22 protein-coding genes are annotated in these 25,865 nt (G+C 68.3%); 7 read left to right on the top strand and 15 right to left on the bottom strand.

Going from position 1 to position 25,865, the window contains the following annotated elements:
• Window positions 1–70: 70 nt before the first annotated feature.
• The 4 genes from E3O22_RS05890 to E3O22_RS05905 all read right to left on the bottom strand — a co-directional run bounded on the left by E3O22_RS05890 (window position 71) and on the right by E3O22_RS05905 (window position 3,735).
• Window positions 71–1,330: an alpha-hydroxy acid oxidase gene (locus E3O22_RS05890; RefSeq protein WP_134394412.1), complete on the bottom strand. Its 1,260-nt coding sequence runs from the start codon at window positions 1,328–1,330 to the stop codon at window positions 71–73.
• 16 nt (window positions 1,331–1,346) lie between these two features.
• On the bottom strand, window positions 1,347–2,147 hold the full coding sequence (locus tag E3O22_RS05895) for a FadR/GntR family transcriptional regulator (protein WP_134394411.1): 801 nt from the start codon (window positions 2,145–2,147) through the stop codon (window positions 1,347–1,349).
• Window positions 2,148–2,271: 124 nt separating this feature from the next.
• The gene (locus E3O22_RS05900) at window positions 2,272–3,243 is read right to left on the bottom strand and encodes a glycerophosphodiester phosphodiesterase family protein (RefSeq protein ID WP_347232321.1); all 972 of its coding nucleotides are present in this window, start codon (window positions 3,241–3,243) and stop codon (window positions 2,272–2,274) included.
• Window positions 3,244–3,339: 96 nt separating this feature from the next.
• Entirely contained in the window at window positions 3,340–3,735 is a 396-nt protein-coding gene (locus E3O22_RS05905) for a sortase (protein ID WP_134394409.1), read from the bottom strand.
• 115 nt (window positions 3,736–3,850) lie between these two features.
• Between E3O22_RS05905 and E3O22_RS05910 the strand changes: the two genes are divergently transcribed.
• On the top strand, window positions 3,851–5,317 hold the full coding sequence (locus tag E3O22_RS05910) for a peptide MFS transporter (protein ID WP_134394408.1): 1,467 nt from the start codon (window positions 3,851–3,853) through the stop codon (window positions 5,315–5,317).
• 242 nt (window positions 5,318–5,559) lie between these two features.
• Here E3O22_RS05910 and E3O22_RS05915 read toward each other — a convergent pair whose 3' ends face one another.
• Together E3O22_RS05915 and E3O22_RS05920 are read right to left on the bottom strand one after the other, a co-directional pair.
• Complete coding sequence (locus tag E3O22_RS05915) at window positions 5,560–6,873, bottom strand: MFS transporter (protein WP_134394407.1); 1,314 nt, start codon at window positions 6,871–6,873, stop codon at window positions 5,560–5,562.
• 5 nt (window positions 6,874–6,878) lie between these two features.
• The gene (locus E3O22_RS05920; protein WP_241973293.1) at window positions 6,879–7,283 is read right to left on the bottom strand and encodes a MarR family winged helix-turn-helix transcriptional regulator; all 405 of its coding nucleotides are present in this window, start codon (window positions 7,281–7,283) and stop codon (window positions 6,879–6,881) included.
• 192 nt (window positions 7,284–7,475) lie between these two features.
• On the opposite strand from E3O22_RS05920, the gene E3O22_RS05925 reads away from it, so the two are divergent.
• Window positions 7,476–8,327, top strand: coding sequence for an alpha/beta fold hydrolase (locus E3O22_RS05925; protein ID WP_134394405.1), 852 nt, complete (start codon window positions 7,476–7,478; stop codon window positions 8,325–8,327).
• A 9-nt stretch (window positions 8,328–8,336) separates the two neighbouring features.
• Window positions 8,337–9,386, top strand: a complete 1,050-nt coding sequence (locus E3O22_RS05930; RefSeq protein WP_104170055.1) for a biotin/lipoate A/B protein ligase family protein — start codon at window positions 8,337–8,339, stop codon at window positions 9,384–9,386.
• Window positions 9,387–9,410: 24 nt separating this feature from the next.
• On the opposite strand, the gene E3O22_RS05935 is transcribed toward E3O22_RS05930, so the two are convergent.
• Window positions 9,411–9,743: a GNAT family N-acetyltransferase gene (locus E3O22_RS05935; protein WP_134394404.1), complete on the bottom strand. Its 333-nt coding sequence runs from the start codon at window positions 9,741–9,743 to the stop codon at window positions 9,411–9,413.
• Between the two features lie 34 nt (window positions 9,744–9,777).
• Between E3O22_RS05935 and E3O22_RS05940 the strand changes: the two genes are divergently transcribed.
• Window positions 9,778–10,788: a site-specific DNA-methyltransferase gene (locus E3O22_RS05940; RefSeq protein WP_134394403.1), complete on the top strand. Its 1,011-nt coding sequence runs from the start codon at window positions 9,778–9,780 to the stop codon at window positions 10,786–10,788.
• On the top strand, window positions 10,785–11,711 hold the full coding sequence (locus E3O22_RS05945; RefSeq protein WP_174722044.1) for an LLM class F420-dependent oxidoreductase: 927 nt from the start codon (window positions 10,785–10,787) through the stop codon (window positions 11,709–11,711). Before E3O22_RS05940 ends, E3O22_RS05945 begins: the two co-directional genes overlap by 4 nt.
• A gap of 119 nt (window positions 11,712–11,830) precedes the next feature.
• Here the strand turns inward: E3O22_RS05945 and E3O22_RS05950 are convergent, their stop codons facing one another.
• From E3O22_RS05950 to E3O22_RS05985, 8 genes are all read right to left on the bottom strand, one after another.
• The gene (locus E3O22_RS05950) at window positions 11,831–12,859 is read right to left on the bottom strand and encodes a LacI family DNA-binding transcriptional regulator (protein ID WP_134394402.1); all 1,029 of its coding nucleotides are present in this window, start codon (window positions 12,857–12,859) and stop codon (window positions 11,831–11,833) included.
• Window positions 12,860–12,899: 40 nt separating this feature from the next.
• Window positions 12,900–14,312, bottom strand: coding sequence for a GH1 family beta-glucosidase (locus tag E3O22_RS05955; protein WP_134394401.1), 1,413 nt, complete (start codon window positions 14,310–14,312; stop codon window positions 12,900–12,902).
• Window positions 14,313–14,353: 41 nt separating this feature from the next.
• Window positions 14,354–15,196 (bottom strand): carbohydrate ABC transporter permease, encoded by an 843-nt coding sequence (locus E3O22_RS05960; protein ID WP_134394400.1) that lies wholly within the window; start codon window positions 15,194–15,196, stop codon window positions 14,354–14,356.
• Window positions 15,193–16,179 (bottom strand): carbohydrate ABC transporter permease, encoded by a 987-nt coding sequence (locus E3O22_RS05965; protein WP_134394399.1) that lies wholly within the window; start codon window positions 16,177–16,179, stop codon window positions 15,193–15,195. Before E3O22_RS05965 ends, E3O22_RS05960 begins: the two co-directional genes overlap by 4 nt.
• Window positions 16,180–16,277: 98 nt before the next feature.
• On the bottom strand, window positions 16,278–17,555 hold the full coding sequence (locus tag E3O22_RS05970; RefSeq protein ID WP_134394398.1) for an ABC transporter substrate-binding protein: 1,278 nt from the start codon (window positions 17,553–17,555) through the stop codon (window positions 16,278–16,280).
• A 125-nt stretch (window positions 17,556–17,680) separates the two neighbouring features.
• Window positions 17,681–21,181 (bottom strand): hypothetical protein, encoded by a 3,501-nt coding sequence (locus E3O22_RS05975; protein WP_134394397.1) that lies wholly within the window; start codon window positions 21,179–21,181, stop codon window positions 17,681–17,683.
• A gap of 203 nt (window positions 21,182–21,384) precedes the next feature.
• Complete coding sequence (locus E3O22_RS05980; protein WP_134394396.1) at window positions 21,385–22,065, bottom strand: NAD(P)H-binding protein; 681 nt, start codon at window positions 22,063–22,065, stop codon at window positions 21,385–21,387.
• Window positions 22,066–22,229: 164 nt separating this feature from the next.
• Window positions 22,230–24,008, bottom strand: a complete 1,779-nt coding sequence (locus tag E3O22_RS05985; RefSeq protein WP_241976535.1) for an MDR family MFS transporter — start codon at window positions 24,006–24,008, stop codon at window positions 22,230–22,232.
• Between the two features lie 149 nt (window positions 24,009–24,157).
• On the opposite strand from E3O22_RS05985, the gene E3O22_RS05990 reads away from it, so the two are divergent.
• Entirely contained in the window at window positions 24,158–24,958 is an 801-nt protein-coding gene (locus E3O22_RS05990) for a D-alanyl-D-alanine carboxypeptidase family protein (RefSeq protein WP_241976536.1), read from the top strand.
• 154 nt (window positions 24,959–25,112) lie between these two features.
• On the top strand, window positions 25,113–25,823 hold the full coding sequence (locus tag E3O22_RS05995; RefSeq protein WP_166784577.1) for an amidase domain-containing protein: 711 nt from the start codon (window positions 25,113–25,115) through the stop codon (window positions 25,821–25,823).
• Window positions 25,824–25,865: the final 42 nt, after the last annotated feature.

Here is a 25,865-nt window from a genome sequence, read left to right on the forward strand (position 1 = left end):
CGCGGGAACGGGTCAGCTCGGCACAAACGGCGACACTCGCCGAGGTTCGGCCGGGCGGGCGGCCACGGCGCTACACGCCGACGGATGCCGCCACCGGCTGCGCGATGCGGCCGAGGCGTGCGAGCTGGGTGACGTGGCCCGGCTCGAGCTCCTCCAGGCTGTTCACGCCGAGCAGTCGCATGGTGCGGGAGACCTGCTCGGAGAGGATCTGGACGGCCCGGTCGACGCCGGCCTCGCCGCCGGCCATCAGGCCGTAGAGGTAGGCGCGGCCGACCAGGGTGAAGCGGGCGCCGAGGGCGACGGACGCGACGATGTCGGCGCCGCTCATGATGCCCGTGTCCAGGTGCACCTCGTATTCGTTACCGACCTCGCGCACGACGTGCGGCAGCAGGTGGAACGGGATCGGGGCGCGGTCGAGCTGGCGCCCGCCGTGGTTGGAGAGGATGATGCCGTCCACGCCGAGGTCGGCGAGCGTGCGCGCATCCGCCAGGCTCTGTACGCCCTTGACGACGATCTTGCCCGGCCACTGCGCCTTGATCCAGGCCAGGTCCTCGAAGGTGACGGTGGGGTCGAACATCGTGTCGAGCAGGTCGGCGACTGTGCCGCTCCAGCGGTCGAGGCTGGCGAAGGCGAGCGGTTCGGTGGTGAGGAAGTTGATCCACCACTCCGGCCGCGGCAGTGCGTTGATGACCGTTCCGGCGGTCAGGGCCGGCGGGATCGAGAAACCGTTGCGCTTGTCGCGCAGGCGCGCGCCGGCCACGGGCACGTCCACAGTCACCAGCAGGGTGTCGTAGCCGGCCTTCGCGGCCCGGTCCACGAGCGCCATCGAGCGGTCGCGGTCCTTCCACATGTAGAGCTGGAACCAGTTGCGCCCGTGGGGGTTCGCGGCCTTGACGTCCTCGATCGACGTGGTGCCCATGGTCGACAGGGAGAAGGGGATGCCGGCCCGGGCCGCGACGTGGGCGCCCGCGATCTCACCCTCGGTCTGCATCATCCGGGTGAACCCGGTCGGGGCGATGCCGAAGGGCTGGGCCACCGGGGCGCCGAGCACGTCCCAGCCGGTCGACACGGCCGACACGTCCCGCAGGATCGACGGGTTGAACTCGATGTCCTCGAAGGCCTGGCGGGCACGGCCCAGCGACAGCTCGGCCTCGGCGGCGCCGTCGGTGTAGTCGAACGCGGCCTTGGGGGTGCGCTTCTTGGCGATGTCGCGGAGGTCGTAGATGGTGAGCGCGCCCTCGAGGCGGCGCTTCTTCGCGTTCAGCTCGGGGGTCTTGAAGTGCATCAGCGGGGCAAGGTCTTTGATCTTCGGGATGCGTCGTTGAACCATGGTCGAAGGGTCCTTTCTATCGGGCCACCGGGTGCCCGTTGGCATCCGTGTGGTCGTTGGCGAAGAGGTCGGGCAGGTGGTTGGCGAGGTGGGTTTCCGCGTAGTAACCCGCGATATGGGACTGTACGAGCCTGCGGGCGGCCGGGGGATCGCCGGCCACGATCGCGCCGAGGATCGCGCGGTGTTCGGCGCGGAGCCGGGCGGAGGTGTCGGGCCAGGAAGCGAGGCTGGTCGCCCCCGCCCGCACATAGCCCTCGATGGCACTGCGCAGCCCCGCCATCGTGGCGGTCACGACCTGGTTACCCGATGCGGTGGCCAGGGCCAGGTGGAACGCGGCGTCGAGGGCCAGGAATTCCCCCTCGGTCAGCGCGGGAGACTCCATGGCGCAGAGCAGCAGCTCGGGCGTCGTCAGGTCGGGGTGCAGGGAGGCGTTGGCGTCCATGGTGGAACTGGCCTGGGCGGATGCCTCCGCCAGCTCGGTCACGACCGAGGCCTCGAGGACCAGCCGGGTCTTGACCACGTCAGCGACGGGAAACCCCTGCGCCGCCACCTGCAGACGCATCAGCGCCGACATGCCGCCGCCGGGCAGGGCCACGATGATCGCACCCGCCGTGGGCCCCGACCCGGCGGACGTGCGAAGCAGCCCGAGTACTTCGAGCACCCGGATGGCCTCACGCACGCTGGACCGTCCGACGCCCAGCTCTGCGGCGAGGGCCCGCTCGGGCGGAAGATGGTCACCCGGGCTTAGTCGCCCACTGAGGAGATCCCGCTCGATGCTCTGCAACACGACTTCCCAGGCACGGCGTTCGATGCTCACGGGGTCCTCCTCGACGTTGGGGTGGCATGCGGTGTGCCCGGCGGGGGATCACGCGTCGGACGGTGTGGTCTGACCACACGCTACACGACGCGCCCGGTGCGCACCAGCGCCCGGGGCGCATCCGTCACCGGGTGTACGCCGCCGGCACCTTCAGGCCGCGCTCCTCGAGGACCGTGCGGAGGCGGTCGGGGTAGTCGGTGATGATGCCGTCCACTCCCTCCTCCATCAGGCTGGTCAAGTCCGCGGTCTCGTTCACCGTCCACGGGACGACCGGGAGGCCGAGGCCGTGGGCGTCGGCGATCATAGCGGGCGTGACCGATGCGAAAGCGGGGGAGACAATGTCATAGCCCAGGGCCGCAGCCGCTTGGGCCAGGGAGCCGTTGTAGGAGTCGATGTCGATGCCGCCCAGGTTCGGGCTGGATCCGGGCTGCCCGACGCCCAGCCAGGAATCCCCGCTCGACAGGGCCCCCAGGGTCAGGTCCGGGGCGATTTGCCGGGTGAGGTTCAGTGACGCCCAGTCGAAGCTCTGCAGGACTGACCGATCCGCCATGCCGGAAGCCTCGATCTCACCGACGACGGCGCGGGTGAGGGCCGCCATCTCCTCGGCTCCGTCAGGACCGGAGACCTCCACCTTGGTTTCGACATTGAGGTGCACTTTGCGGGCGTCGTAGTCGCGCACCAGCTGGTACACCTCGCCCAGCGTCGCGATCCGGCTACCGGGGGTGTTCGCCTGTTCAGGGAAACCCGGCAACTGCTGGTAGCCGCAGTCCAGGGTGCGGATCTCGGCCAGGCTCAGGTCGCGCACCCGGTCGTCGGCATAGGGAAAGGCCGGGTCGCCGGGGAACGCGGGCGCGGTGTCGGCGCATTTGCTGGACGTCATCACGTCGTCGTGCCACACCACCACCTGGCGGATCGGCGGTTGTGGCGGCCGGCGTGCCCGGATCGGAGGGAGCGGCCCGGGCCGGCGAGGCTCCGAACGTCCCGGTGACGGCCCCGGCGAGGATGGCGGCGGCGGCCACCGAGAGCAGGATTGTGCGCATTGCGTGTTCCCCCTGGTGTTGCGTGAACCGGCGGCAGTCTGCCCCCGGTTTTCCACGCTACGAACCGGAGGTGGCCGGGGTGGAGAGGTCGCCTGTACTCAACATGAACGGGCCTGGTCACGGCGGCGGGCTCCGTGCGAACGCAGAGGATCTCAGATGAAGAGCAGCACGATGCCGAGCACGCCGGACGCGGCGCCGATGCCGAGCAGGATCAGGCCGGTCAGGCGCAGCGCCCTACCCTCGGCCTCCGGGGTGTGGGTGCGGCACCGGGAGGGGGTGCGGAGGCTGAACCAGACCGGCACGTCGTCGCCGGGCGCGAGCCCGTGCGTCTCGTGTGTGTTCGCCGGGCACTCGTGCACCTCGCCGTCACGGTCGAACCAGCGGATGACCGTTCCGGCCCGGGAGGACGCGATGACGCCATCCGTCAGCACCCAGCGACCCTTCACGCCGCGCGCGACGAGACCGGCCGCGAAGAGTGCCCCGCCGACGGCCAGGCCGACCAGGGTCAGCACCTCGCTGAGAAGGGAAACGAGCGAGTAGGTGTCCACGATGCCCCTTCCCGGTCGTCGTAACGGTACGGGCAAAATCGTACCGCGCCACCGGGCCGGATGCCGCGACCCGGCCGATGCCCCCAGGTCTGGGGGCACACGGTAAGGTCAAGCAATGAGCTCGGTTGTTGAACAATCCCCCACCCGTGACGACCGAAGCTTCCTCGGACAGCCTCGCGCCCTTGCCAACGTGTTCGGCGTCGAGATGTGGGAGCGGTTTTCGTTCTACGGGATGCAGGGCATCCTGCTGCTCTATTTGTACTACTCCGCGGCCGACGGCGGCCTCGGAATCCCGCAGGCCACCGCGGCAGGCATCGTGGGGGCCTACGGCGGCGGCGTTTACCTGTCGACCATCCTGGGAGCCTGGGTGGCCGACCGCCTGGTGGGCTCGGAGCGGGTGCTCTTCTTCAGCGCCATCGTGATCGCGGTAGGGCATGTGGCGCTCGCGCTCCTGCCGGGCCTCGGCGGCGTGGCGACCGGGCTCATCCTGATCGCGCTGGGCAGCGGCGGGCTCAAGGCCAATGCGACCAGCGTCGTGGGCGCGCTCTACGCCAAGGACGACCCTCGGCTCGACGCGGGCTTCTCGCTCTTCTACCTCGGCATCAACCTGGGTGCCTTCTTCGGGCCGGTCCTGACCGGCCTGCTGCAGACGACCCTCGGCTTTCACTACGGGTTCGGGCTCGCCGCCGTGGGGATGGCGATCGGCCTGGTGCAGTACTCCTTCGGCCGCAAGCGCCTGCCGGCCATCGTGCACGAGGTGCCGAACCCGCTGCCGGCGTCGCGCCACGCCAGCTACCTCTGGGCCGCGATCGCAACGGCCGCCGTGATCGTGGTGCTGGTCCTGCTCGGTGTGATCACGGCATCCGGCCTGGTCACCATTGTTATCGCGCTGACTCTGATCGCCACGGTCTGCTACTTCGTGGTCATCCTGCGCAACCGTCAGATCACCGCCCTCGAGCGCAGACGCGTCTACGCGTTCATGCCGCTGTTCGTGGCCAGTGCCGCGTTCTGGTCCCTCTCCCAGCAGCAGTTCACGGTGGTGACCATCTACACCGACGAACGGCTCAACCGCGACGTGTTCGGCTGGGAGCTGCCGGTCTCGTGGGTGCAGTCGTTCAACCCGGTCTTCATCATCCTGCTCTCGGGTGCCTTCGCCGCGCTGTGGACGCGCTGGGGTTCCCGCCAGCCGTCCACCCCGGTGAAGTTCGCGTTCGGCACCGCGCTGATGGGTTCCGCGTTCCTGCTGTTCCTCCCGTTCGTCGACGGCGGCCCGAATTCGACGCCACTGGTCGCGATGATCGCGATCCTGTTCGTGCTCACCGTGGCGGAGCTCCTGATCGGGCCGGTCGGCCTGGCCGTCACGACGCGGCTCGCCCCGGAACCCTTCAAGACCCAGATGGTCGCGCTGTTCTTCCTCTCGATCGCCCTGGGCACCGCGGTGTCCGGCTGGCTCGCCGAGTGGTACACCTCGGTGTCGGAGACGGTCTACTTCAGCGTGATCGGCGGGGTCGCGATCGCGCTCGGGCTGTTGCTCGCACTGATCGCCCGACCGATCCTGCGGCTGATGAACGGTGTGCGCTGACCGGCATCCGTCAGCCGAGTGGGTGCCAAGCGATGTGCTGTGCTGCGCCCCGCGAACTCGGAGCTGGCTGCGCTGCGCGGACTCTGTGCAGCACAGGGGGGCGCGGTGTCCGGTGTTGAACCAATTCGACGGAGAATCTGAGCGAAACCTGCCTTTTCGGGCCTTATGGCAACGATTTGGGCAGAATCTCCGTCGAATTCGTTCGGGGAGAACTGCCGCCAGGCTCGTCAGGTCTCACTCCGTTAGCGCGTCGCCGTGGCCTCGACGATCGCGATTTCGCGGGTGGCGGTCTCGGCGGTGCGGCCGTCTCCGTCGTGGTGCACCCGCACTCGTGGGGTCACGCCCCGGCGGATCCGTACCCGCAGGCTGCGGTAGCGCACCATCCAGAAGAGCACCGCCCCGGCCGCGAGGAGGCCCGAGAGCGCGGCCACGCCGAGTGCCCAGCGCGGGCCGAACTGGTCGGCTACCCAACCCACCAGGGGTGCCCCGAGTGGCGTGCCGCCGGCGAAGATCGCCATGTAGAGCGCCATCACCCGGCCGCGCATGGCCGGCCGCGTCGTGGTCTGCACGTAGGCGTTCGCGGTGGTCATCAGGGTCAGCGAGGACAGGCCGACGAAGGTCAGGGAGATCGCGAAGGTCAGGTAGTTGGGCATCACCGCGGCCACGGCGCAGGACAGGCCGAACGCGAAGGATCCGACGATGACCAGACGCAGCCGCGGCCGGCCGCGACGGGCGGCCATCAGCGCGCCCGCGACGGAGCCGACGGCCATGATCGAACTGAGCAGCCCGAACTCGCTGGCACCCATGCCGAACTCGACCGTGGCCATCGTCGCCGTGAAGATCGCGAAGTTGAAGCCGAAGGTGCCCACCAGGAAGACGGTGATCAGCACGACGATGATGTCGGGCCGGCGGGACACGTACCGGAAGCCGGCCGTCAGCTGTCCCCGCTCGCGGGAGGCCCGCGGCTGCGGCCTCAGCTGAACGGTGCGCAGAAGAGTCATCGCGAGCACCGTCGCCGCGAACGTCGCCGAGTTGATCATGAAGACCCAGCCGGCGCCGACGGCGACCGTGAGCAGCCCCGCGGCGGCCGGTCCGATCAGCCGGGCACCGTTGAACGATGCGGAGTTGAGGGCCACGGCGTTCGGGAGGTCGTTGTCGGAGACCAGCTCCGACACGAAGGTCTGGCGGGCGGGGGCGTCGATCGCCGCGACGATCCCGAGGCCCAGGGCGAAGAGGTAGACGTGCCACAGCTCCGCGACGCCGGTGACGGTGATCACACCGAGGCCGAGGGCGAGCAGGCCCATCAGGGTCTGCGTCAGGATGAGCAGTCTGCGCCGGTTGAACCGGTCCGCGATGAGGCCGGACCAGGGCATCAGCACGAGCTGGGGCCCGAATTGCAAAGCCATCACGATGCCCACCGCGGTGGCGTTGTAATCGGTCAGTTCGGTCAGCACGATCCAGTCCTGGGCCGTGCGCTGCATCCAGGTTCCGATGTTCGACACGAGGGCCCCCGCGAACCAGATTCGATAGTTCGGGATGCTCAGGGAGCGGAACATGTTGTTCAACTGTTGGCGAGTTCCTTCATGATGTCGACGGCCTCGGTGAGGATCCGGCGCTGGTCGGAGCTGAGCGTGACGATGCGCTGGGCGAGCCAGGCATCCCGGCGTTTGCGCGTCTCCCGCATCAGGGTGCGCCCCTGGTCGGTCACCGTGAGCACCACCTTGCGGCCGTCGTCGGCAGAGCCGGCCCGGTTCACGAGGCCAGCGTCGACCAGCGCGTTGACCGTGCGGTTCATCGACGGTGGGGTGACCCGCTCGCGTTCGCTGAGCTCGCGGAGGGTGAACGGGCCATGGAAAAACAGGGTGCCGAGTGCCGAGAACTGGCTCGAGCTGAGCTCATTGTCGGCCTTCTCCTGCCGCAGGCGGCGGGCCAGCCGGCCGTTGGCCAGCCGGAAATCATGACTCAACTCGGCTACCGTCGCACGTCGACCAGGAGAGACCTCCGGCGCAAGCACGTGAGATGTCGGTGAAGATTCCATAGCTACCCACCCTAACCACTTAGCCTTGCTAAGTATTCCCTGCACGCAGCCTAGTTCAGGATCGACGGCAAACAACCGGAATCCAGAGACGCGCGGGGCGAGTCCTGCCAGACTGGCATCGTGCCTACCTACACGGATGACTTTGGCGTCTCGATCACGTATTTCACCTGGCCGGTCGATCGCCCGCGGGCCATCGTGCAGGTCGCTCACGGGGTCGGTGAGCATGCGCAGCGGTATGCGGAGCTCGCCACCCGACTGAACACGGCCGGCTACACGGTCTACGCCGACGACCACCGCGGCCACGGCCAGACCGGAGTGCACCAGTACGACGGCGACCTGTCCCGCCTCGGCCGCCTCGGCCCCGGCGGACTGCGCGCGGCGGTGGCCGGCGTACGCCAGCTGAGTGGGATCATCCGCGCCACTCACCCTGACCTGCCGCTCGTGCTGCTCGGCCACAGCTGGGGGTCCTTCATGGTGCAGATGATCGTCAACGCGCACGCCTCCGACTACGATGCGGTCGTGCTCAGCGGCACGGCCTACCGGATGCCCGGCTACCTGGACAGCGGCGACCTCAACCGCCGTCACAAGCACCTCGGCGACACCGGGGTGGAGTGGCTGAGCCGCGATCCAGAGGTGGCCCGTGCTTTCATCGCCGACCCGCTCACGACCACGACCCCGCTGGCCAAGCTGTTCGGGCTGCGGGAGGCGGCGCGCCTCTTCGGCAGGCCGGGCCGCGACCTGCCGCCGGGCCTGCCGCTGCTCATCCTGGTCGGCGGTGACGACATCGTGGGCGGGGAGCGCAGCGCTCGCAGGCTGGTTCGGGCCTATTCCGGGCGGTCGGGACTTCGGGACATCCGGATCATCATCTATCCCGGTGCCCGCCACGAGGTGTTCAACGAGACGAACCGTGAGGATGTCTTCGACGACCTGATCGGGTGGCTGGCCAAACGTTTTGCCGTGCGCGCCGATTAGGCTGGCGTCATGCACGGTGAATATAAGGTTCCAGGCGGCAAGCTCGTCGTCGTCGATCTCGATGTCGTTGACAACACGATCGTCGACTTCCGGCTGGCCGGTGATTTCTTCCTCGAGCCCGACAGTGCGCTTGGCGACATCAACGCGGCCGTGAACGGCCTGTCCGCCGACAGCGACGCGGTCAGCATCGCCGCCGCAGTGCGCGCCGCGCTCCCGGCCCATGCCACGCTGCTCGGGTTCTCGCCCGAATCGGTGGCGGTGGCCATCCGTCGCTCCCTCGCCCAGGCCAGCGGCTGGCGCGACTACGAGTGGCAGCTGATCCACACCAAGGCTGTCGCTCCCGTCATGCAGATGGCGCTTGACGAGGTGCTCGCGATCGAGGTCGGCGAGGGGCGCCGCAACCCCACGCTGCGGATCTGGGAGTGGACGGAGCCGGCCGTCGTCATCGGCAGCTTCCAGTCCCTGAAGAACGAGGTCGACCCGGTCCAGGCCGCCAAGCACGGCTTCACCGTCGTGCGCCGGATCAGCGGCGGCGGCGCCATGTTCATGGAAGCCGGCTCGGTGATCACCTACTCGATCTACGCACCGACCGACCTCGTTCAGGGCATGACGTTTGCCGACTCCTATGCATTCCTCGACGAGTGGGTGCTCACGGCGCTCAAATCCCTCGGCATCGACGCGTACTACCAGCCGTTGAACGACATCACGAGCCCCAAGGGCAAGATCGGCGGGGCCGCGCAGAAACGTCTCGGCAGCGGCGCCGTGCTGCACCACGTCACCATGAGCTACGACATGGACGGCGACAAGATGGTGCAGGTGCTCCGCATCGGCCGGGAAAAACTCAGCGACAAGGGCATCACGAGCGCCGCGAAGCGCGTCGACCCGCTCCGCAGCCAGACCGGCCTCAGCCGGGATGCGATCATCGACCGGATGAAGGCGACCTTCACAGGGCTCTATGGCGCCGTCGCCGGAGAGATCACCGAGGCGGAATATGCCAGGGCGACCGAGCTGGTCGAGACCAAGTTCGGCACCGAGGAGTGGATCGGGCGGGTTCCCTAGGCCACGGGGCCGTCGGTATGCGGGCTACCGTCCGCCCGTGAGCAGGTCCTGGTACTCGGCGTGCAGGTCGATCCAGCGCACGACGTAGGGGCACACCGGCACGACCGTGAGGGTGGTGCGGGTGCGCACATCGTCGAGCGCCTGCTCGACGAGGATGCCCGCCAGCCCCTCGCCCCGGTGCGTCGGGTCCACCTCGACGTGGGTGAACACCACGTCCTGGCCGGCGACCTCGTAGTCGGCGAAGCCCACCGTGGTGCCGGCGAACTCGAGCGTGTACCGGGCCAGGGCCGGTTCGTGACGGAATACGACCGAGTCGGATTCCCCGGTCGTTTCCGGGGATGCTGCATCTGGTGTCATCCCCTCAGCGTAGGCTCCCTGACACAATGTAGGAATGCCGATCGCGTGGTCTCCCTCCTCCCCCAGCCGTGTCGTCCACGCCAACAACCTCGAGGTTCTGCCGCAGCTGCCCGACGCGGCCTTCACGCTGATCTACCTGGACCCGCCGTTCAACACGGGGCGCAAGCAGAACCGGCAGACCACGACGTCGGTGCGCGCACCGGCGAGCCCGGCATCCGTCGCCCTGGGTGCGGACGCCGCGGGCATCATCACCGGTTTCAAGGGCCAGCGGTACGAGCGGATCAAGGGTGACCTGCTCGGCTACGACGACCAGTTCGAGGACTACTGGGCCTTCCTCGAGCCGCGCCTGATCGAGGCCTGGCGCCTCCTGGCCGATGACGGCACCCTCTACCTGCACCTCGACTATCGCGAGGCGCACTACGCCAAGGTGTTGCTCGACGCCCTCTTCGGCCGGGACTGCTTCCTGAACGAGCTGATCTGGGCCTACGATTACGGCGCGAAGTCGAAGAACCGCTGGCCGACCAAGCACGACACGATCCTGGTCTACGTGAAGAACCCGGCCCGATACTACTTCGACTCGACCACGGTCGACCGCGAGCCCTATATGGCGCCCGGTCTGGTCACCCCCGAGAAGGTCGCGAAGGGCAAGCTGCCGACGGATGTCTGGTGGCACACGATCGTGTCGCCCACCGGCAAGGAGAAGACCGGGTATCCCACCCAGAAGCCCGTCGGCATCCTGCGCCGCATGATCCAGGCGTCCAGCCGCGAGGGGGACTGGGTGCTCGACTTCTTCGCCGGCAGCGGCACGACGGGCGCGGTTGCCGCGGCCCTCGGCCGCCGCTTCGTGCTGGTGGACCAGAACCCCGAGTCGATCCAGGTCATGCGCACGCGCTTCGCACTGCTGCCCGCGGTGGAGTTCCTGCCCGGCGGATTCGAACCGGCCGTGCCGGAGCCGGCCGTGCCCGAACCGGCCGTGCCGGAGCCGGCCCAGCCGGCGCTGTTCGATTTCGGCGCCGACCGGCCCGAGGCAAGATTGGGAGCATGAGACTTCGCATTTTCACCGAACCGCAGCAGGGTGCCTCCTACGACGACATCCTCGCCGTGGCCCAGGCCACGGAGACGCTCGGCTTCGACGCGTTCTTCCGCTCCGACCACTACCTCGCGATGGGAGACACGGCTTCCGTGCTGCCGGGGCCGACGGATGCCTGGACCACCCTGGCGGGCCTCGCCCGGGAGACCCGGCGCATCCGCCTGGGCACTTTGGTCTCGTCGGTGACCTACCGTCCGCCGGGGATCCTCGCGATCCAGGTGGCGCAGGTCGACCAGATGTCGGGCGGGCGGGTCGAGCTCGGCCTCGGCACCGGCTGGTTCGAGCAGGAACACCTGGCCTACGGCATCCCGTTCCCGGCCAGGCGGTTCGGCATGCTCGAGGAGCAGCTGGAGATCGTGACCGGGCTCTGGAAGACCCCGGTCGGCGACCGCTACAGCTTTGCCGGCGAGCACTACACGCTCGTCGACTCGCCCGCCCTGCCCAAGCCCGTGCAGGCCCGCATCCCGGTGATCGTGGGCGGTGGCGGCGCCAGGCGTACCCCGGCCCTGGCTGCCCGCTTCGCCACCGAGTTCAACCTGCCGTTCCCGGACTTCGCGGATGTCCCGGTCAAGTTCTCCGGCGTGCGCGCTGCCTGTGAGGCCATCGGTCGCGATCCCCGTGAGCTGGTGTACTCGGCGGCGCTGATCGCCGTCGCGGGCGCGGACGAGGCCGACTTCATTCGCCGGGCCGCGGCCGTGGGCCGGGAACCGGCCGAGCTGCGGGCGCACGGCGTGGCCGGCACGGCGTCCGAGGTCGTGGACCGCCTCGGCGCCCTCGCCCACGACGGGGTCGAGTGCGTCTACCTGCAGATCATGGACCTGTCCGACCTCGATCACTTGGACTTCATCGCCCGCGAGGTCATGCCTCAGCTGGCTTGACCGTCCTGCCCGTCCTGCCCGTCCCGCCGGTATTGCCGGTGCGCGGGTGCTGCGCCGCTACGCTGCCGGCGCGCCACGCGCGCAACGGCGCAGCACCCGCACCGGGGAAGCCGCGCGTGTCACGCCGACTCGCGTAGCACCAAACGGGTCGGCATGAGGGTGCGGTGCGGCATGCTCTCGTCGGCGGCGAGCCGGCGCAGCAGAATGTCCGCCATCGCGTAGCCCATTTCCTCGGAGGGCTGGCTCACCGTGGTCAGCGGCACCGGGCCGCTCGTCGCGGCCGGGCTGTCGTCGAACCCGACGATGGCCACGTCGCCGGGCACAGAGCGGCCGAGCTCGCGCAGCACATCCACCGCCCCGGTGGCCATCAGGTCGCTCGCCACGAAGAGGCCGTCGATGTCGGGGCAACGCTCCAGCAGCCGGCGGGTGGCCGCCGCTGCGCCGGCGGCCGTGAAGTCGGCGAGCTCGACGGCATCCGTGGGCAGCCCGGCCCGCTCCAGCGTGCGCTCGAACCCGGTGAGGCGGTCGATGCCGGCCGGCATGTCCACCGCTCCGGCGATCGTACCGATGCGGCGGCGACCGATGTCGATCAAGCGCTGGGTGCCCGTCTCGGCTCCCGCTGCGTTGTCGACGTCGACGAAGAAGGCGTCGAGGTTGTCCGCGTTCGGCGGCCGGCCGCCGAAGACCACCGGCATCGTGGTCTCGAGTTCTGCCACGAAATCGTCACCGGTGTGGTGCGAGATGATCAGCGCGCCGTCGACGTTGCCCGAGCGCAGGTAGCGCAGGGTCTTGTGCCGAGGGTCGCTCGAGGCGACGAGCAGGTTGAGCGTGTAGTCACTCTGGTCGAGTCGGCGGGTGATGCCCTGCACGACCGCGGCGAAGTAGGGGTCACCGAAGAACCGGGTCATGTCCTCGGGCACGACCAGGGCCACGGCCTCGGTCTGCCGGCTCGCGAGCGAGCGGGCAGCCCGGTTCGGAACATAGTTGAGCTGGTTGATGGCCTTCGTCACCGAGGAGACGATCTCGGGGCTGACCTTCGTGGACCCGTTCACGACCCGGCTCACGGTGGCCCGGGAGACCCCGGCCACCTCGGCCACCATTTCCAGGGTGGGCTGCGAGGGGCGGGCCTGGCGCACACTGGTTGTCATGACGTCATTCTAAGTTGCCCGTGTCCGTCGCCGATGCGGATCAGGAGAGGGCGCGGTTGAGGATGATCTCGGCGTAAGCTCGGCCGCTGTCCTTGACGGTGCGCTCCTGGGTCTCGTAGTCGACCCGCACGATGCCGAAGCGCTTCTCGTAGCCCCAGGCCCACTCGTAGTTGTCCATCAGCGACCAGTAGAAGTAGCCCAAGACGCAGACGCCCTCATCGATCGCATCGAGGATGGCGCCCAGGTGGTCGGTTAGGAATTCGGTGCGCCGGGCATCCGGAACACTGCCGTCCGCGGCGACGACGTCGTCGAACGCCGCGCCGTTCTCGGTGACGTAGAGGCTCGTTCCGGTCGGGGCGGCGTAGTCGGTGTTCACGCGAACGAGCAGTTCGCGCAGCCCGTCGGGCTGCACCTCCCACTCCATGGCGGTCAGCGGCAGCCCCTGCGGGTGGTCGTAGACGCCGTCGGCCGCGGGGTACGGCGACCGGGTGGGGCGGTCGGTCGGAGCCTGGGCGAGCAGCGGATGCTCGGGCGGGCGATCGCTGACCAGGTCGCCGTGGTAATAGTTCACGCCGAGGCTGTCGATCGGCTGGTTGATCTGGGCCAGGTCTCCCTCGTGGATGAAATCGGTCAGCCCGAATTCGGCGACGTCATGGAGCACATCCTCCGGGTAGGAGCCGCGGAAGATCGGATCGAGGAAGACCCGGTTGAACTGCCCGTCGATGCGGCGCGCGGCGTCCACGTCGCCGGCATGCGTGGGATCGACCGGCTTGGCGACGGTGAGGTTGAGCGTGATTCCGAGCTCGAGCTTCGGGTCGCGTTCACGGAGCGCCTCGATGGCGAGGCCGTGCCCCAGGAGCAGGTGGTGTGCGGCGGCCAGGCCGTCCCGGGGGCTCTGCCGCCCGGGCGCGTGGGCGCCACCGGTGTAGCTGAGGAAGGAGGAGCACCACGGCTCGTTGAGAGTGGTCCACACGCCCACGCGGTCGCCGAGGGCGTCGTGCATGGAGAGGGCGTAGTCCCGGAAGCGTGCGGCGGTGTCGCGGTTGGTCCAGCCGCCCTTCTCCTCGAGGGCCTGCGGCAGGTCCCAGTGGTAGAGGGTCAGCCACGGCTTGATGCCGGCGCCGAGGAGCTCGTCGACCAGGCGGGAGTAGAAGTCCACGCCCTTCGGGTTGACCGGCCCGCCGTCGGGACGCACCCGGGCCCAGGACGTGGAGAAGCGGTAGGTCTGCAGCCCCAAGTCCTTCATCAGGGCGACGTCGTCCCGGTAGCGGTGGTAGTGGTCGCAGGCGACGTCACCGTTGTCGGCGTTGAGGACAGCACCCGGCACGCGGCTGAACGTGTCCCAGATGGAATCCGTGCGGCCGTCCTCATGGGCGGCGCCCTCGATCTGGTAGGCGGCCGTCGCCGCCCCGAAGAGGAACTCGGGCGGGAAGGAACGTGCGTGTGAGGTCATACCCATATTCTCGGTGATTGTTTCGCGTGTTCCGAACGAGGTCATCCCTTGACCGCACCCTGCATGATGCCGGCCACCAGCTGCTTGCCCAGGAAGATGAACACCAGGATCAGCGGGATGATCGAGAGTACGACGCCGGCGAGCACCAGCGAGTAGTCGACGTAGAAGGCTGCCTGCAGCTGTTGCAGCGCCACGGGGAGGGTTGGGTTGCCCGGGCCGAGCACGATGAACGGCCAGAAGAAGTTGGTCCAGGTGCCGATGAACGTGAACAGGGCGAGCATCGCGGCGGCCGGCCGGGCGGCCGGGAGGCCGATGTGCCAGAAGCTGCGGATCATCGACGCTCCGTCCATGCGCACCGCCTCGATCAGCTCGTCGGGCAGCGCGTCGCGCAGGTACTGGGTCATCCAGAACACGCCGAATGCGGTCACCATGGCGGGTGCGATGACGGCCCAGAGGCTGCCGGTCCAGCCGAGCCTCGACATGACGATGAACAGCGGCACGATGCCGAGCTGAGTCGGCACGGCCATGGTCGCGATCACGAAGATGAGCATGCCTTCCCGGCCGCGGAACTTCAGCTTGGCGAAGGCATAGCCGGCGAGCGTCGAGAACATCACGACGCTGAGCGACACCACGGACGACACGATGATGCTGTTGCCGAGGGCCGTCCAGAACGGGATGCTGTCGATGACGGTGGCCGCGTTGGCGAGGAAGTTGCCGCCCGGGATCCACATCATGCCGTTCTGGTTAAGCGCGGAGGCGTCCTGGCTACCGATCAGGAACGACCACCAGATCGGGAAGGCCGAGCCCAGGAGAACCGCGATCAGGATGCCGTAGACCCAGAGGGAGGGTCGACGGTCGTGGCCGCCGATGATGGTCCTGCTCATGAGATGCCTTTCGCGCGGACGCGCAGCTTGCGTTCGGCGGTGCCCGCGATGCGCCGGGTGATGAGGAAGTTGATCACGGCGATGAGGATGATGATCAGGAAGAGCAGCCAGGCCACGGCGGAGGCCCGGCCAAAGTTGCGCTGGCTCCAGCCGAGTTCATAGATGTACAGGGTGAGCGTCTGCCACTGGCGACTGGCCCCGCCCTGGCCGACGTTGTCGAACATGCGCGCCTCATCGAAGATCTGCAGGCCGCCGATCGTCGAGGTCAGGATGACGAAGATGACAATCGGTCGCAGCAGCGGCAGGGTGATCGACCGGAAGGTGCGCCAGCGGTTGGCGCCGTCGATGATGGCGGCCTCGTAGTAGTCGCGCGGCACGGCCTGCATGGCGGCCAGGAAGATGAGGGCGTTGTAGCCGGTCCAGCGGAAGTTCACCATTGTGGCGATGGCGAGGTGGCTGGGGATCACGTCGACGTGCCAGCGAACGGGCTCGAGGCCCATGCTCATGATCGCGCTGTTGATGAGGCCGAACTTGTCACCGAAGAGGTCGTTGAAGATCAGCGCGACAGCGACCGGGGCCACGACGTAGGGGAGGAGCACGCCCATGCGCCAGAAGGTCTTGCCGCGCAGGTTGAAGTCGAGCACGGCGGCGATGCCGAGCGCGACGATGATCTGGGGGATGCTCGAGAGCAGGAAGATGCTGAACGTGTTGCGCAAGGAATTCCAAAAGTACCCCTGGGTCAGAACCGTGACGAAGTTCTCCAGGCCGACGAAGTCGCCCTGGCCGCCGATCAGGTTCCAGTCGTGCACCGACACCCACGCCGTGTACAGCAGCGGGAAGAGACCCATGACGGCGAAGACGAGGAAGAAGGGGGAGATGTAGAGGTAGGGCGAGAAGCGCACATCCCAGCGGCTCAGTTTGTGACTGAGGGCGATGCGGCGGATGCTGCGGGCATTCACCTCGACGGCGGCGGCGGTAGTCATGAACAGTCCTTCGGTGGTTGAGCTTGTCCGGTGGTCGAGCCTGTCGAGACCGGGGGCCGGTCGAGACCAGGTGGTCTCGACCGGCGGGGTGGTGCTGGTTAGCCGAGCGACTCGACGTCGGTGACCCACTGAGCCCACGACTCGCCGGGCGTCATCGTGCCGTCTTCGACGCGGGTGAGCGCCTGCTGCATGGCGTCGTTGATCGCGAAGTAGAACTCACCCTTGAACGGGGTGACGTCGACGGCCGCGGCGCGGTTGGCGAGGATCTCACCGGTCGGCGCGTTGTTGAAAAACTCGTTCGTGGCGCCGAGGAGCTCGTCGCTCTCGAGGGCTTCGACCTGGCTCGGGAAGGTGCCCTTGGACGCGAACGCCTTGAGCTGCTGCTCCGGGGCGGTCAGCCAGGAGGCGAGCTTCTGGGCCTCGACCTGGTTCTTGGACTGCTCGGGAACGGTCAGGTACGAACCGCCCCAGTTGCCGCCGCCGCCGGGGAACGTGTCGGCGATGTCCCAGCCGGCGACGCCTTCAGCGTTGCCGGAGATCACGCCGAGCATCCAGCCCGGGCAGAGCATCGTGGCGAAGCCGTCGTTCTGGAAGCTGGCGGTCCAGTCGTCGCTCCACTGTCCGAGGTGCGCGGACAGCGTGCTGCTGGCCTCGAGCACGCTCGTGTAGGCCTCCTTCACCTCCGGGTTCTCGGTGGCGATGATGGTGCCGTCTTCTTCTTCATAGGCGTTGGGGATCTGGTTGACGACCCCCTGCCAGGTGGCTCCGGCCGAGTCGAACCACGGCACGTTCGTGCCGGCAGCAGCGAACGTGTCGCCGGCTGCGTAGTAGCTCTCCCAGCTGGTGCCGAGGAGTGCGGCGACCTTGGCGCGGTCGGTCGGCAGGCCGGCGGCGGCGAACAGGTCGGACCGGTAGCAGACGGCTTCCGGCCCGATGTCGGTGCCGTAGGCGATCAGGCGGCCGTCGGCATCCGTCGCGGCCTCGGTCTTCCAGTCGAGCCACCGCGAGTCGACGTCGTCAGAGGCGAGGTCGATGAACTGGTCGGAGTACTGGAGTAGCTCGGGCAGCCAGTCGACCTCGATGGCCTCGACGTCGCTCAGGCCGCTGCCTGCGGCGAGACGGGTCGTGAGGTTGTCGCGGGCCTCGTTGGAGGTGGCGGCCTTCTTGTGCGTGATGGTGACGTTCGGGTTGGCCTTCTCATACTCGGCGAACAGGTCGTCATAGCCGAATTCGTTGAACGTCGCGACGGTCAGTTTGACGTTCTCGTCGGTCGACTGCGCGGTGCCGGCGTCCGCCGAGCAACCGGATAGAACCAGTGCAAAGGATGCTGCTCCGGCGACTGTTACTGCAAGTGTGGTGCGCGGGAAACGCTTCACGGTCACTCCCTTGTGTGCGTGCTGATGGGTGGATGCGAGGCCGCTCTCAGCAGTGCTGTGAGAGCGCTCTCACGTTGTGATGCTTACGCTAGTGTGCGCATCGCTGGTTTGTCAAGAGAGCGCTCTCAGTCGGGCACCGTCACCGTGAGGGAGCGCACCCGGCCGTCGCGGCGGAAGACGCTCGCGCTCACTTCGGGGTCGAGCGCGCCGCCCGGGCCGGGCACCTGGCTGCCGCCGGCGAGGTGCGCAACCACCTCGAGCGGGCCGCCGCGGTGGAACACCACCGGGACCTGGCAGAACGTGAACGCGAGCGTGTCCGCGGGCAGCGCGACGCTGTGCTGTTCACCGAAGACATCCCGGTAGGCGAACGTGCCGGGAGCCGTGGTCCACTCGCCGGCCCGCAGCAGGGTGGGCCGCAAACGGATGCGACCGTCTTCGACCCGCAGGCCGAGCTCGCCCAGGCGGGTGAGCACCTCCTCCTTGACCTGCCCGGTCATCCCCGGCTGCCGGGCGCCCTGGCCGGCGGGCGTGTGCGAGTAGGGATCGGTGGGGAATGCGCCGTAGGTGAGCGGATCCTTGCGGTAGCCGATGCCGGCACGCACATCCTCGTACGCCGCGATCAGACCCTGGATCGCGGCCTCATCCGCCTGCTCTGCGACGGCCCGGTCGAGTGTCTCCTGCACCGCGAGCAGCAGCTTCGCGACCATGTGCCAGTAGATGCTGCCGAGGCCCTCGTAGGCGAAGAACGAGCCGGAGCGCCCGGTGAATTCCGCATGCCGGAAGACTTCCTCGAAGATGGTGAGCAGTTTGGCCCGGTCCTGTTCCACGGCGCCCTGCAGGGCCGGGTCGGCGCTGAGCCGGTCGAGCTCCTCCGACACGCCCCGGGCGTTTCGGATGTGGGCGGCGAAGTGCAGGTCGCCCTGGACGTCCCGCACGACGATGCTGCGGTCGCCGGCCGCGGTGAGGCGCAGGGTGAGGGGGCAGTCGGCGGCCCGCTCGGCGCTGAAGGTGTTGCGTGCGAGGAAGGACGAAAGGTCCTTGTCGGGATAGAGGATGTAGCTGTGCTGGTCGGCGCGGTACAGCCGGCTCGTGCGCAGGGCGCCGAGCAGGACCAGCGATTCCTCCGGGCCGAGCAGGCCGGAGGAGAGGATGGCGACCTGGCCCTCCAGCATCTCCGCGAGCCGCCGCACGTCGGCCCCATCGGGCCCGAGCTCCAGCACGTTGTACGAGTGCACGAGCCCGTCGTCCCGCCGGTTGGCGTGCAGGCCGGACTCGACGAAGCGCCGAGCCAGATCGAGCAGTTCGGCCACGTCTCCCGCGGCGACCGTCATGCGAGCTCCGCCGAACCCGGCGTAGACCCGCTCACGATAGGCGGTCCCTGCCTCGCCCAGACCGTCCATCACGGTCCGGCGGCGAGTGGAATCGAACCCGTCGGCGAGGGCATCCGCATGCTCGCAGAGCACGTCGCGCACCGCGGTGAGCAGTCCGGCGAGCTCGCTCGAGAGCTCGACGTCGACCGTCAGGAGGTCCTGAACGAAGACGAGGTAGCGGCGCAGGTAGGCGAGGGTGACCACCGACAGGCCGCGGCCGACGAGCGCGTTGTTGGCGTCGTTCCATTCCGGACGCTGGGTCGTCATCCAGATGCCGCCGTCCGGCACCAGGTTGACGAGCTTGGCCAGCAGGAGCAGGAGCACCTTCTCGGCCAGCGTCACCCGCACGAGGTCGCCGTCGGCGCCGTGCACGAGCCGACCGTCCGAGCCCTCCGCGGCGACCCGCCGGCTGATCGCGCGCTGCCGCTCGTCGTCGAAGGTGATCGTGTTGTACGGGTCCGTGAGGATGTCCGCATAGGCGGCGATCCGGTACGGCACATCGGCGTGGGTGAAGTCCGCCCGGTTGATCAGGGCGTCGAGGCGCCCCGGATGGAAGCGGCGGGAGGTCTCGAGCAGTTTGAGCAGGTAGATGATCTGGTGATCGCTCCAGTAGCCGATGTTGGCCCACGGGTCCTCGGGCTCGGGAACCTCCCAGTCGATGCCCTCGCGGGAGATCCGGTACGGGTTGTAGCCGTCGGCGGTCGTGGCGTCAAGGAAGATCGTGACCATCGACTCGACGTATTCGGGGAATGACCAGGCCAGCGCCTCCCAGTTCTGGAAGATGTCCCGCCAGTTGCCCTGGTATTCCAGGCGACGGATGCCGCTCTCGTCTTTCAGAACGATCCGGAACTGATTCCACGGCCGGCTCGGATCGCCGTGCCGGCGGCTGAACGTGAGCGGCAGGTATTCCGTGGTGAGGCGCCACAGGTCTCCGTCGCCGTGCTCCTGGGCGATGGCGATGAGTTCGTCGGCGCGCAGCCGCTCGGGCAGCGCCGCCAGCACGCCGGCGCAGCGCTGGGCGGTCGGCTGACTCCGCTGAACAATGAACGCCCGCACGTCGCTCGACTCCACCGTGTAGCCCTCGGCCGGAACGCCGCCGCGCATCGTGTTGAAAAGCACGTTGGCGGTGTGGTGGATGGTCGCGAGCTCGTCGCCGCTGTGCTGGGCGGCGTCGGTGGCCGCGAGGATCGTCTCCAGGTCGGACCGGGTGCCGGCGATGTCGGCCGCGAGCTCCTCGGCGAGCCCGGCGGGATCGCGCAGCTTCTCGCGCAGGGCGACGACATCGGCCGCGTCCTGGTTGACGTCGGCGACGATCTGCCAGCGCTGCGTGCTTCCGGGGGGCAGCGTGATCCGCGCGTGCACGAGGTAGGCGCCGCGCCGGCCGCGGACATCCGTCTCGGCGGTGATGCCCCGGCCCCGGGCGAAGGCGGCCACCTGGCTGATCGAGAGCAGGTGCTCGGCGTTGCCCAGCCCGACCTGCCAGACCACGTTGGCCTGCAGCGACTCGCTGGGTTCGGCGAGATCGGAGAGCGTCGCGTTCAGCGTCAGCAGCCCGAGGCCCGTCGAAGAGTCGAGTTCGGCCCGCTTGTAGGCGTCGAGCAGCACGCTCAGCTCGTTCTGCGTCTTCTTGTGGGCGCCGGCGGGAAGGATGTTGACCAGGCCGTCGAGGAGGTCGACGTCGAGCGTTTCGCCGAGCTGCTCGCCGGTGAGCTGCTGGTCGGTGAGCTGCTGGTCGGTGAGCGAGGTCAGGGCGCAGCTGCGCACGACGCCGAAGCGGGCACTCGTCTGCCAGGTCACGCGGAGGCGCAGGCCGAGATCCGGGCGGGTCTCCTCGAAGACCAGGGTCGTGCCGAGGGCGTCCTTGTACAGCGTGCGCTGCACGGCCTGATCGCCGGGACGCACCTCCGCGAACGGCTGCCAGTGAATCCTGGTCCCGTCGGGGCGTCGAACGAGCAGCACGCTGAACCCGCCGGTTCGGCCGCCGCTCTCGGTGATCTTGTCGTCGGTGTAGTACGGGAACAAGGCCCGATCGGCGTCGACCCGTCCTGCCGTCAGGCCGCCCGTGCTCGAGATGAAGAGCCAGACGTCGCTCGCGCTGACGAGGGTCATGAAGAACGGCGGCATCTGGTCGTAGGCCTGGATCCGGTAGAACCGGCGTCCGTCCAGGTCGACCGGTCCGCCCCGGACGGTGCCCTCCGCGGGGTCGAACGGGATCTCGCCCCGGTCGATGGGCTGAATGATGGTCTCGAGGGGCATGCGATCCTCCATTGGATTCACTCCGGCAGATGTTCCGGTCGGCGAGTGCTCCACCATCACACTGATGAGAGCGCTCTCACAGACTGCCAGACATCTGCCACGCGTTCAAGCGCCGGCCCCGCGGTGTTGTGCGGAGGGCCGGCGCTGGGTCGGCTGAAGGTGAAGGGGGTCGATTGGAGGAGGCCGGCCTGGCGGCCGAAGCCTCAGGCGAACGCGGCTACGGCGACAGCGACGGGTTCGTCCCCGGAGACCAGGTGCAGCACCCGGCGCTCGGCGGCGCCGGTCTCGATCAGCGCGGCAAGGACGGCCGCGACGTCCGCGCGGGGCACAGTCGCACGTTCTTCCGAGAGGCCGGGGCCGGCGGGGTTCAGGCGCACCAGTCCGGTTCCTGCCTCGTCGAGCAGGCCGCCGGGGCGAACGATCGTCCAGGCCAGGGGGCGGGTGATGAGGTCTTCTTCGGCCGCCAGCTTGGCCTGCAGGTAGCCCAGGAAGTCCGCCGGGACATCCGTCGGGGTCTGACCGTCCCGCACCTTCTCGGTGCCGGTCGACGAGATCTGGATGAAGCGCGCCACGCCGGCGGCCTCGGCCGCATCGGCCAGCCGCACGGAGCCGCCGAAGTCGACGGCCTGACGGCGCTCCTCGCTGCCGCCAGCTCCGGCGCCCGCGGCGAACACCGCGACGTCGGCGCCAGCCAAGAGGTGCGCCATGTCGGTCGATGAGGCCTTTTCGAGGTCGATCACCACCGGAACGGCTCCAACAGCGACGAGGTCCGCCCTCTGATCCTCCGTGCGGATCAGCCCGACGACCTCGTGGCCGTCCTTCGTGAGCTCCCGCGTGAGTTGCCGGGCGATTTTTCCATGTCCACCTGCAATAACAATGCGCATTATCGGTACAACGCCCCGATGGCCCCCACAATTCCCAACGCCCGGACCGGGCCGTCCGTGACTGCGCGCCCTGTGCGCATTCGACGGAGATTTTGCCACAAAGCGACGATTTGAGGCCCAAACGGGGCGGTAGGAGCAAGATCTCCGTCGAATTCGTTCGGGTGCTAGCGGGGCTGGGTGCGGGTCTCGCGCTCGAACTCGTCGACGTCGATCCCCGGCTCGACCAGGGCGCCCATCCTGTCGGCGGCTCGCTGCGCGTCCCGGGTCAGCTCGGCCCGCGCGGCCAGCTCGGCCGCGTTCTCGTCCGCGGCCTCCTGCAGGGCGGAGGTGTTGCGCAGCGGCGGCGCCGTGAGGAAGAAGCTCAGCACGAATGCGACCAGCACGACGGCCAGGCTCACCCAGAAGACGGTGACGGATGCGTCGTTGAAGCCGACGAGGAACGGCTCCGCGAGCCGCGGGTCGGCCGTGTTGAGGAACGAGGTGTCGCCGTCGAGGGCGCCGCCGACACTGCCCGGGTTGGCCAACAGTGCCAGAATGCCGGTGTTCGCCGGGTCGGCCTGCACGGCCGGGTCCGTTGCAGCGTCCCTGACCCCGGAGATGATGGTCGGGTTGTCGAAGGCCGCGCCGATCGTGTCAGGGATGCGGGTGAACAGCACCGAAAAGAGTACGGCGGTGCCGAGCGTGCCACCGATCTGACGGAAAAACGTCGAGGCGGATGTGGCTACGCCGATATCCCGAGGGCCGACCGAGTTCTGGCTGGCGATGGTGAGCGTCTGCATCAGCTGGCCGAGGCCGAGGCCGATCAGGAGCATCCCGGCCATCATGAATCCGACCGGCTTGTCGGCGGTGGCGAATGTGAAGAGCAGGAAGCCTGCCGACATGAAGGCAGTGCCGATGGTGGGGAACATCTTGTAGCGCCCGGTACGGGCGATCAGCTGGCCGCTCACAATGGAGGAGATCATCAGGCCCGCGATCATCGGCAGCATCAGGAAGCCGCTCTCCGTCGGGGTGGCCCCGTTCACGAGCTGCAGGTAGAGCGGCACCGTCATCATGGCGCCGAACATACCGAAGCCGACGAAGACGCCCAGGATGGTCGCCATCCTGAACGTGGACGAAAGGAACAGTTTCAGCGGGATGAGCGCGTCGTCGCCCATCAGCCGCTCGGCGAGGATGAAGGCCGCGATGCTGAGGAGTCCGATCACGTAGCAGGCGATCGAGGGGATCGAGCCCCAGCCCCAGGTGCGGCCCTGCTCGGCCACGAGCAGTAGCGGCGCGGCCGCGAGGATCACAGCCACCGCTCCCCACCAGTCGATGCGAACGGGCCGGGCGAAGTGGGGAACGTGTAGAAACTTCAGCACGATTGCGAGGGCGATGATGCCGATCGGGAGGTTGATCAGGAAGACCCACCGCCAGCCCGTAATTTCGAGGATCGTGTCCGAGCCCGACAGGACGCCGCCGATGAGCGGGCCGATCACGCTGGAGACCCCGAAGACGGCCAGAAAGTACCCCTGGTATTTCGCCCGCTCCCGGGGTGCCAGCATGTCGCCCATGATCGTCAGGGGGAGAGCCATCAGGCCGCCGGCGCCGAGCCCCTGGATGGCCCGGAAGATCGCGAGCTCGTACATCGAGTTCGCCAGTCCGGCCAGGAGCGAGCCGATGAGGAAGATCGTGATCGCGATCAGGAACAGCGGGCGGCGCCCGAAAATGTCGCTGAGTTTGCCGTAGATCGGCGTGCTGATGCACGACACGATCAGGTAGGCGGTCGTCACCCAGGCCTGCAGCGCCATGCCGTCGAGGTCGTCGGCGATGGTGCGCATCGATGTCCCGACAATGGTCTGGTCGAGGGCGGAGAGGAACATTCCGGCCATCAGTCCGAAGATGACGAAGAGAATCTGCCGGTGGGACATCAGCGGCGGGGCGGCGAGAGTGGAAGAAGTTTGCATTGTGCGCAAAGTTACACGATGGGCAAACAATCTTCAAGCACCTTCGGGCCGTCAGAGGCTGGCGGAGCTCGCTCCGGTCTAGGCTCAGCACCGTGTGGGCAGATCGGGCAGTGGGGGTCGCGCATCCGTTCCGGCGGAGGCGTATCGTCGTGCTGTCCATCGTCATCTCTATACTCGCCGCCGGTGCGGTGGCGGCCGGAGCCCTGACCGGGGAAACCGCGCCGCCCGTCGTCGGTTCCGCCGTCGTTCCGACGCTGATTCCCCGTGCCGAACCGAGCGCCAACCCCACCCCGCCTCGTGCCGCCCCGACAGGTTCCCCGGAGCCGGTCGTGATGCCTACCTTCGACCGTTCCGCCCGCTCACGCGACGACCCGGCGAGCCTCTGGGTCGTCGTTGACAAGACCCGCCCGCTGAACCCTACCGACTACGCTCCGACCGACCTCGTCGACGTCCCGGTGGCTCACGTCTGGAGCCCGCAACTTCGCCGGGAGGCGTCGGACGCAACCGTGGCCCTGTTCTCCGCGTTCGAGGCGGAGACCGGGCTGAAGCTGCAGTCCCACAGCGCCTATCGGAACTTCGCGGCCCAGGTGATGGTCTACGACGCGGATGTCGCCGCGAACGGACAGGCGTTCGCCGACACCAGCACGGCCCGGCCGGGAACCAGCGAGCACCAGACCGGTCTGGCCATCGACATCAGCGCACTGCCCGGAATCTGTTCGCTGGATGCCTGCTTCGGCGACACCCCACAGGGGCAGTGGCTTGCCGTGAATGCCTGGCGTTTCGGGTTCCTGCTGCGCTACCCGGCTGACAAGGTGGCCATCACCGGCTACGGCTACGAGCCCTGGCACTTCCGCTACATCGGAACGGAACTGGCCATGGAGATGCACGCCACCGGCACCGCCACCCTCGAGGAGTTCTTCGGGCTCCCGGCGGCTCCCGGCTACCACTGATTCCGTTCCCCGATCCCGTTTCCTGATCCGCGCAGGACCGGTCTGTCGTCCACCCGGGCATTTCCCGGATAAGTGTGATTATCTAGAAACCGTCCCCCGAACGGGGCGTGTCTGCCACACCCCCCGGTGGCACCCCGAACGAAGAGAGAAATCTGTGGTTCTGACTCGACGCTTCCGCATCGTCGCTGCCGTGCTCGTTCTGGGTGGCCTCGTGGCCGGAACGGCCGCCGTGGCCGAGGTAACTGGGGACGAACCCGTCGTCTCTGCAACTCCGACCCCGGCTGCTGACTCCACGCAAACGGCGCCGAAGGCCGATGCGGCCGAGTCTGACGCGACGGCCGCAGACCGGGCCGCCCCCGCGGAGGCCGCAGCGCCGGTCCCCATCGACGCCCAGGTTCAGGCGCAGGTCAGCTACACGCTCGCCCACTGGACCGACTACAACACGGATGATTACGGCGTCATCACCGACAACGACTGCGTCAATTTCACCAGCCAATCCCTGATCGAGCGGGGCTGGACCATGGACGACCAGTGGTACGCAGAGGGAACCGGCTCCGACTTCGACACCTCGTCACCGTGGATCAGCTCAACCGCGTTCCGGGACTACGTCGCGCAGTCCGGCCGCGCCACCGCCCTGACGGATGACCAGCGCGATCAGGTCAAGCTCGGCGACGTCGCCCAGTTCGACTGGGACAACTCCGGGGACCGCGACCACACCGGGGTCGTCACCCGGATCGAGGGGTCGGGCGACGACATCCAGATCTACTATGCCGGCCACACCGACGACACCGACTTCCGGTCGGTCGATTACGCGATCACCGAGAAGCACCCGGGCGCCACGGCGTACTACTGGAGCATTCCCTAGGTATCGAAGCACTCCCTACTGCTGGTCTCCGGTCCCGACGGG

The sequence above is a fragment of the Cryobacterium sp. TMT2-18-2 genome, from assembly GCF_004402245.1.
GTDB classification, from domain to species: domain Bacteria; phylum Actinomycetota; class Actinomycetes; order Actinomycetales; family Microbacteriaceae; genus Cryobacterium; species Cryobacterium sandaracinum.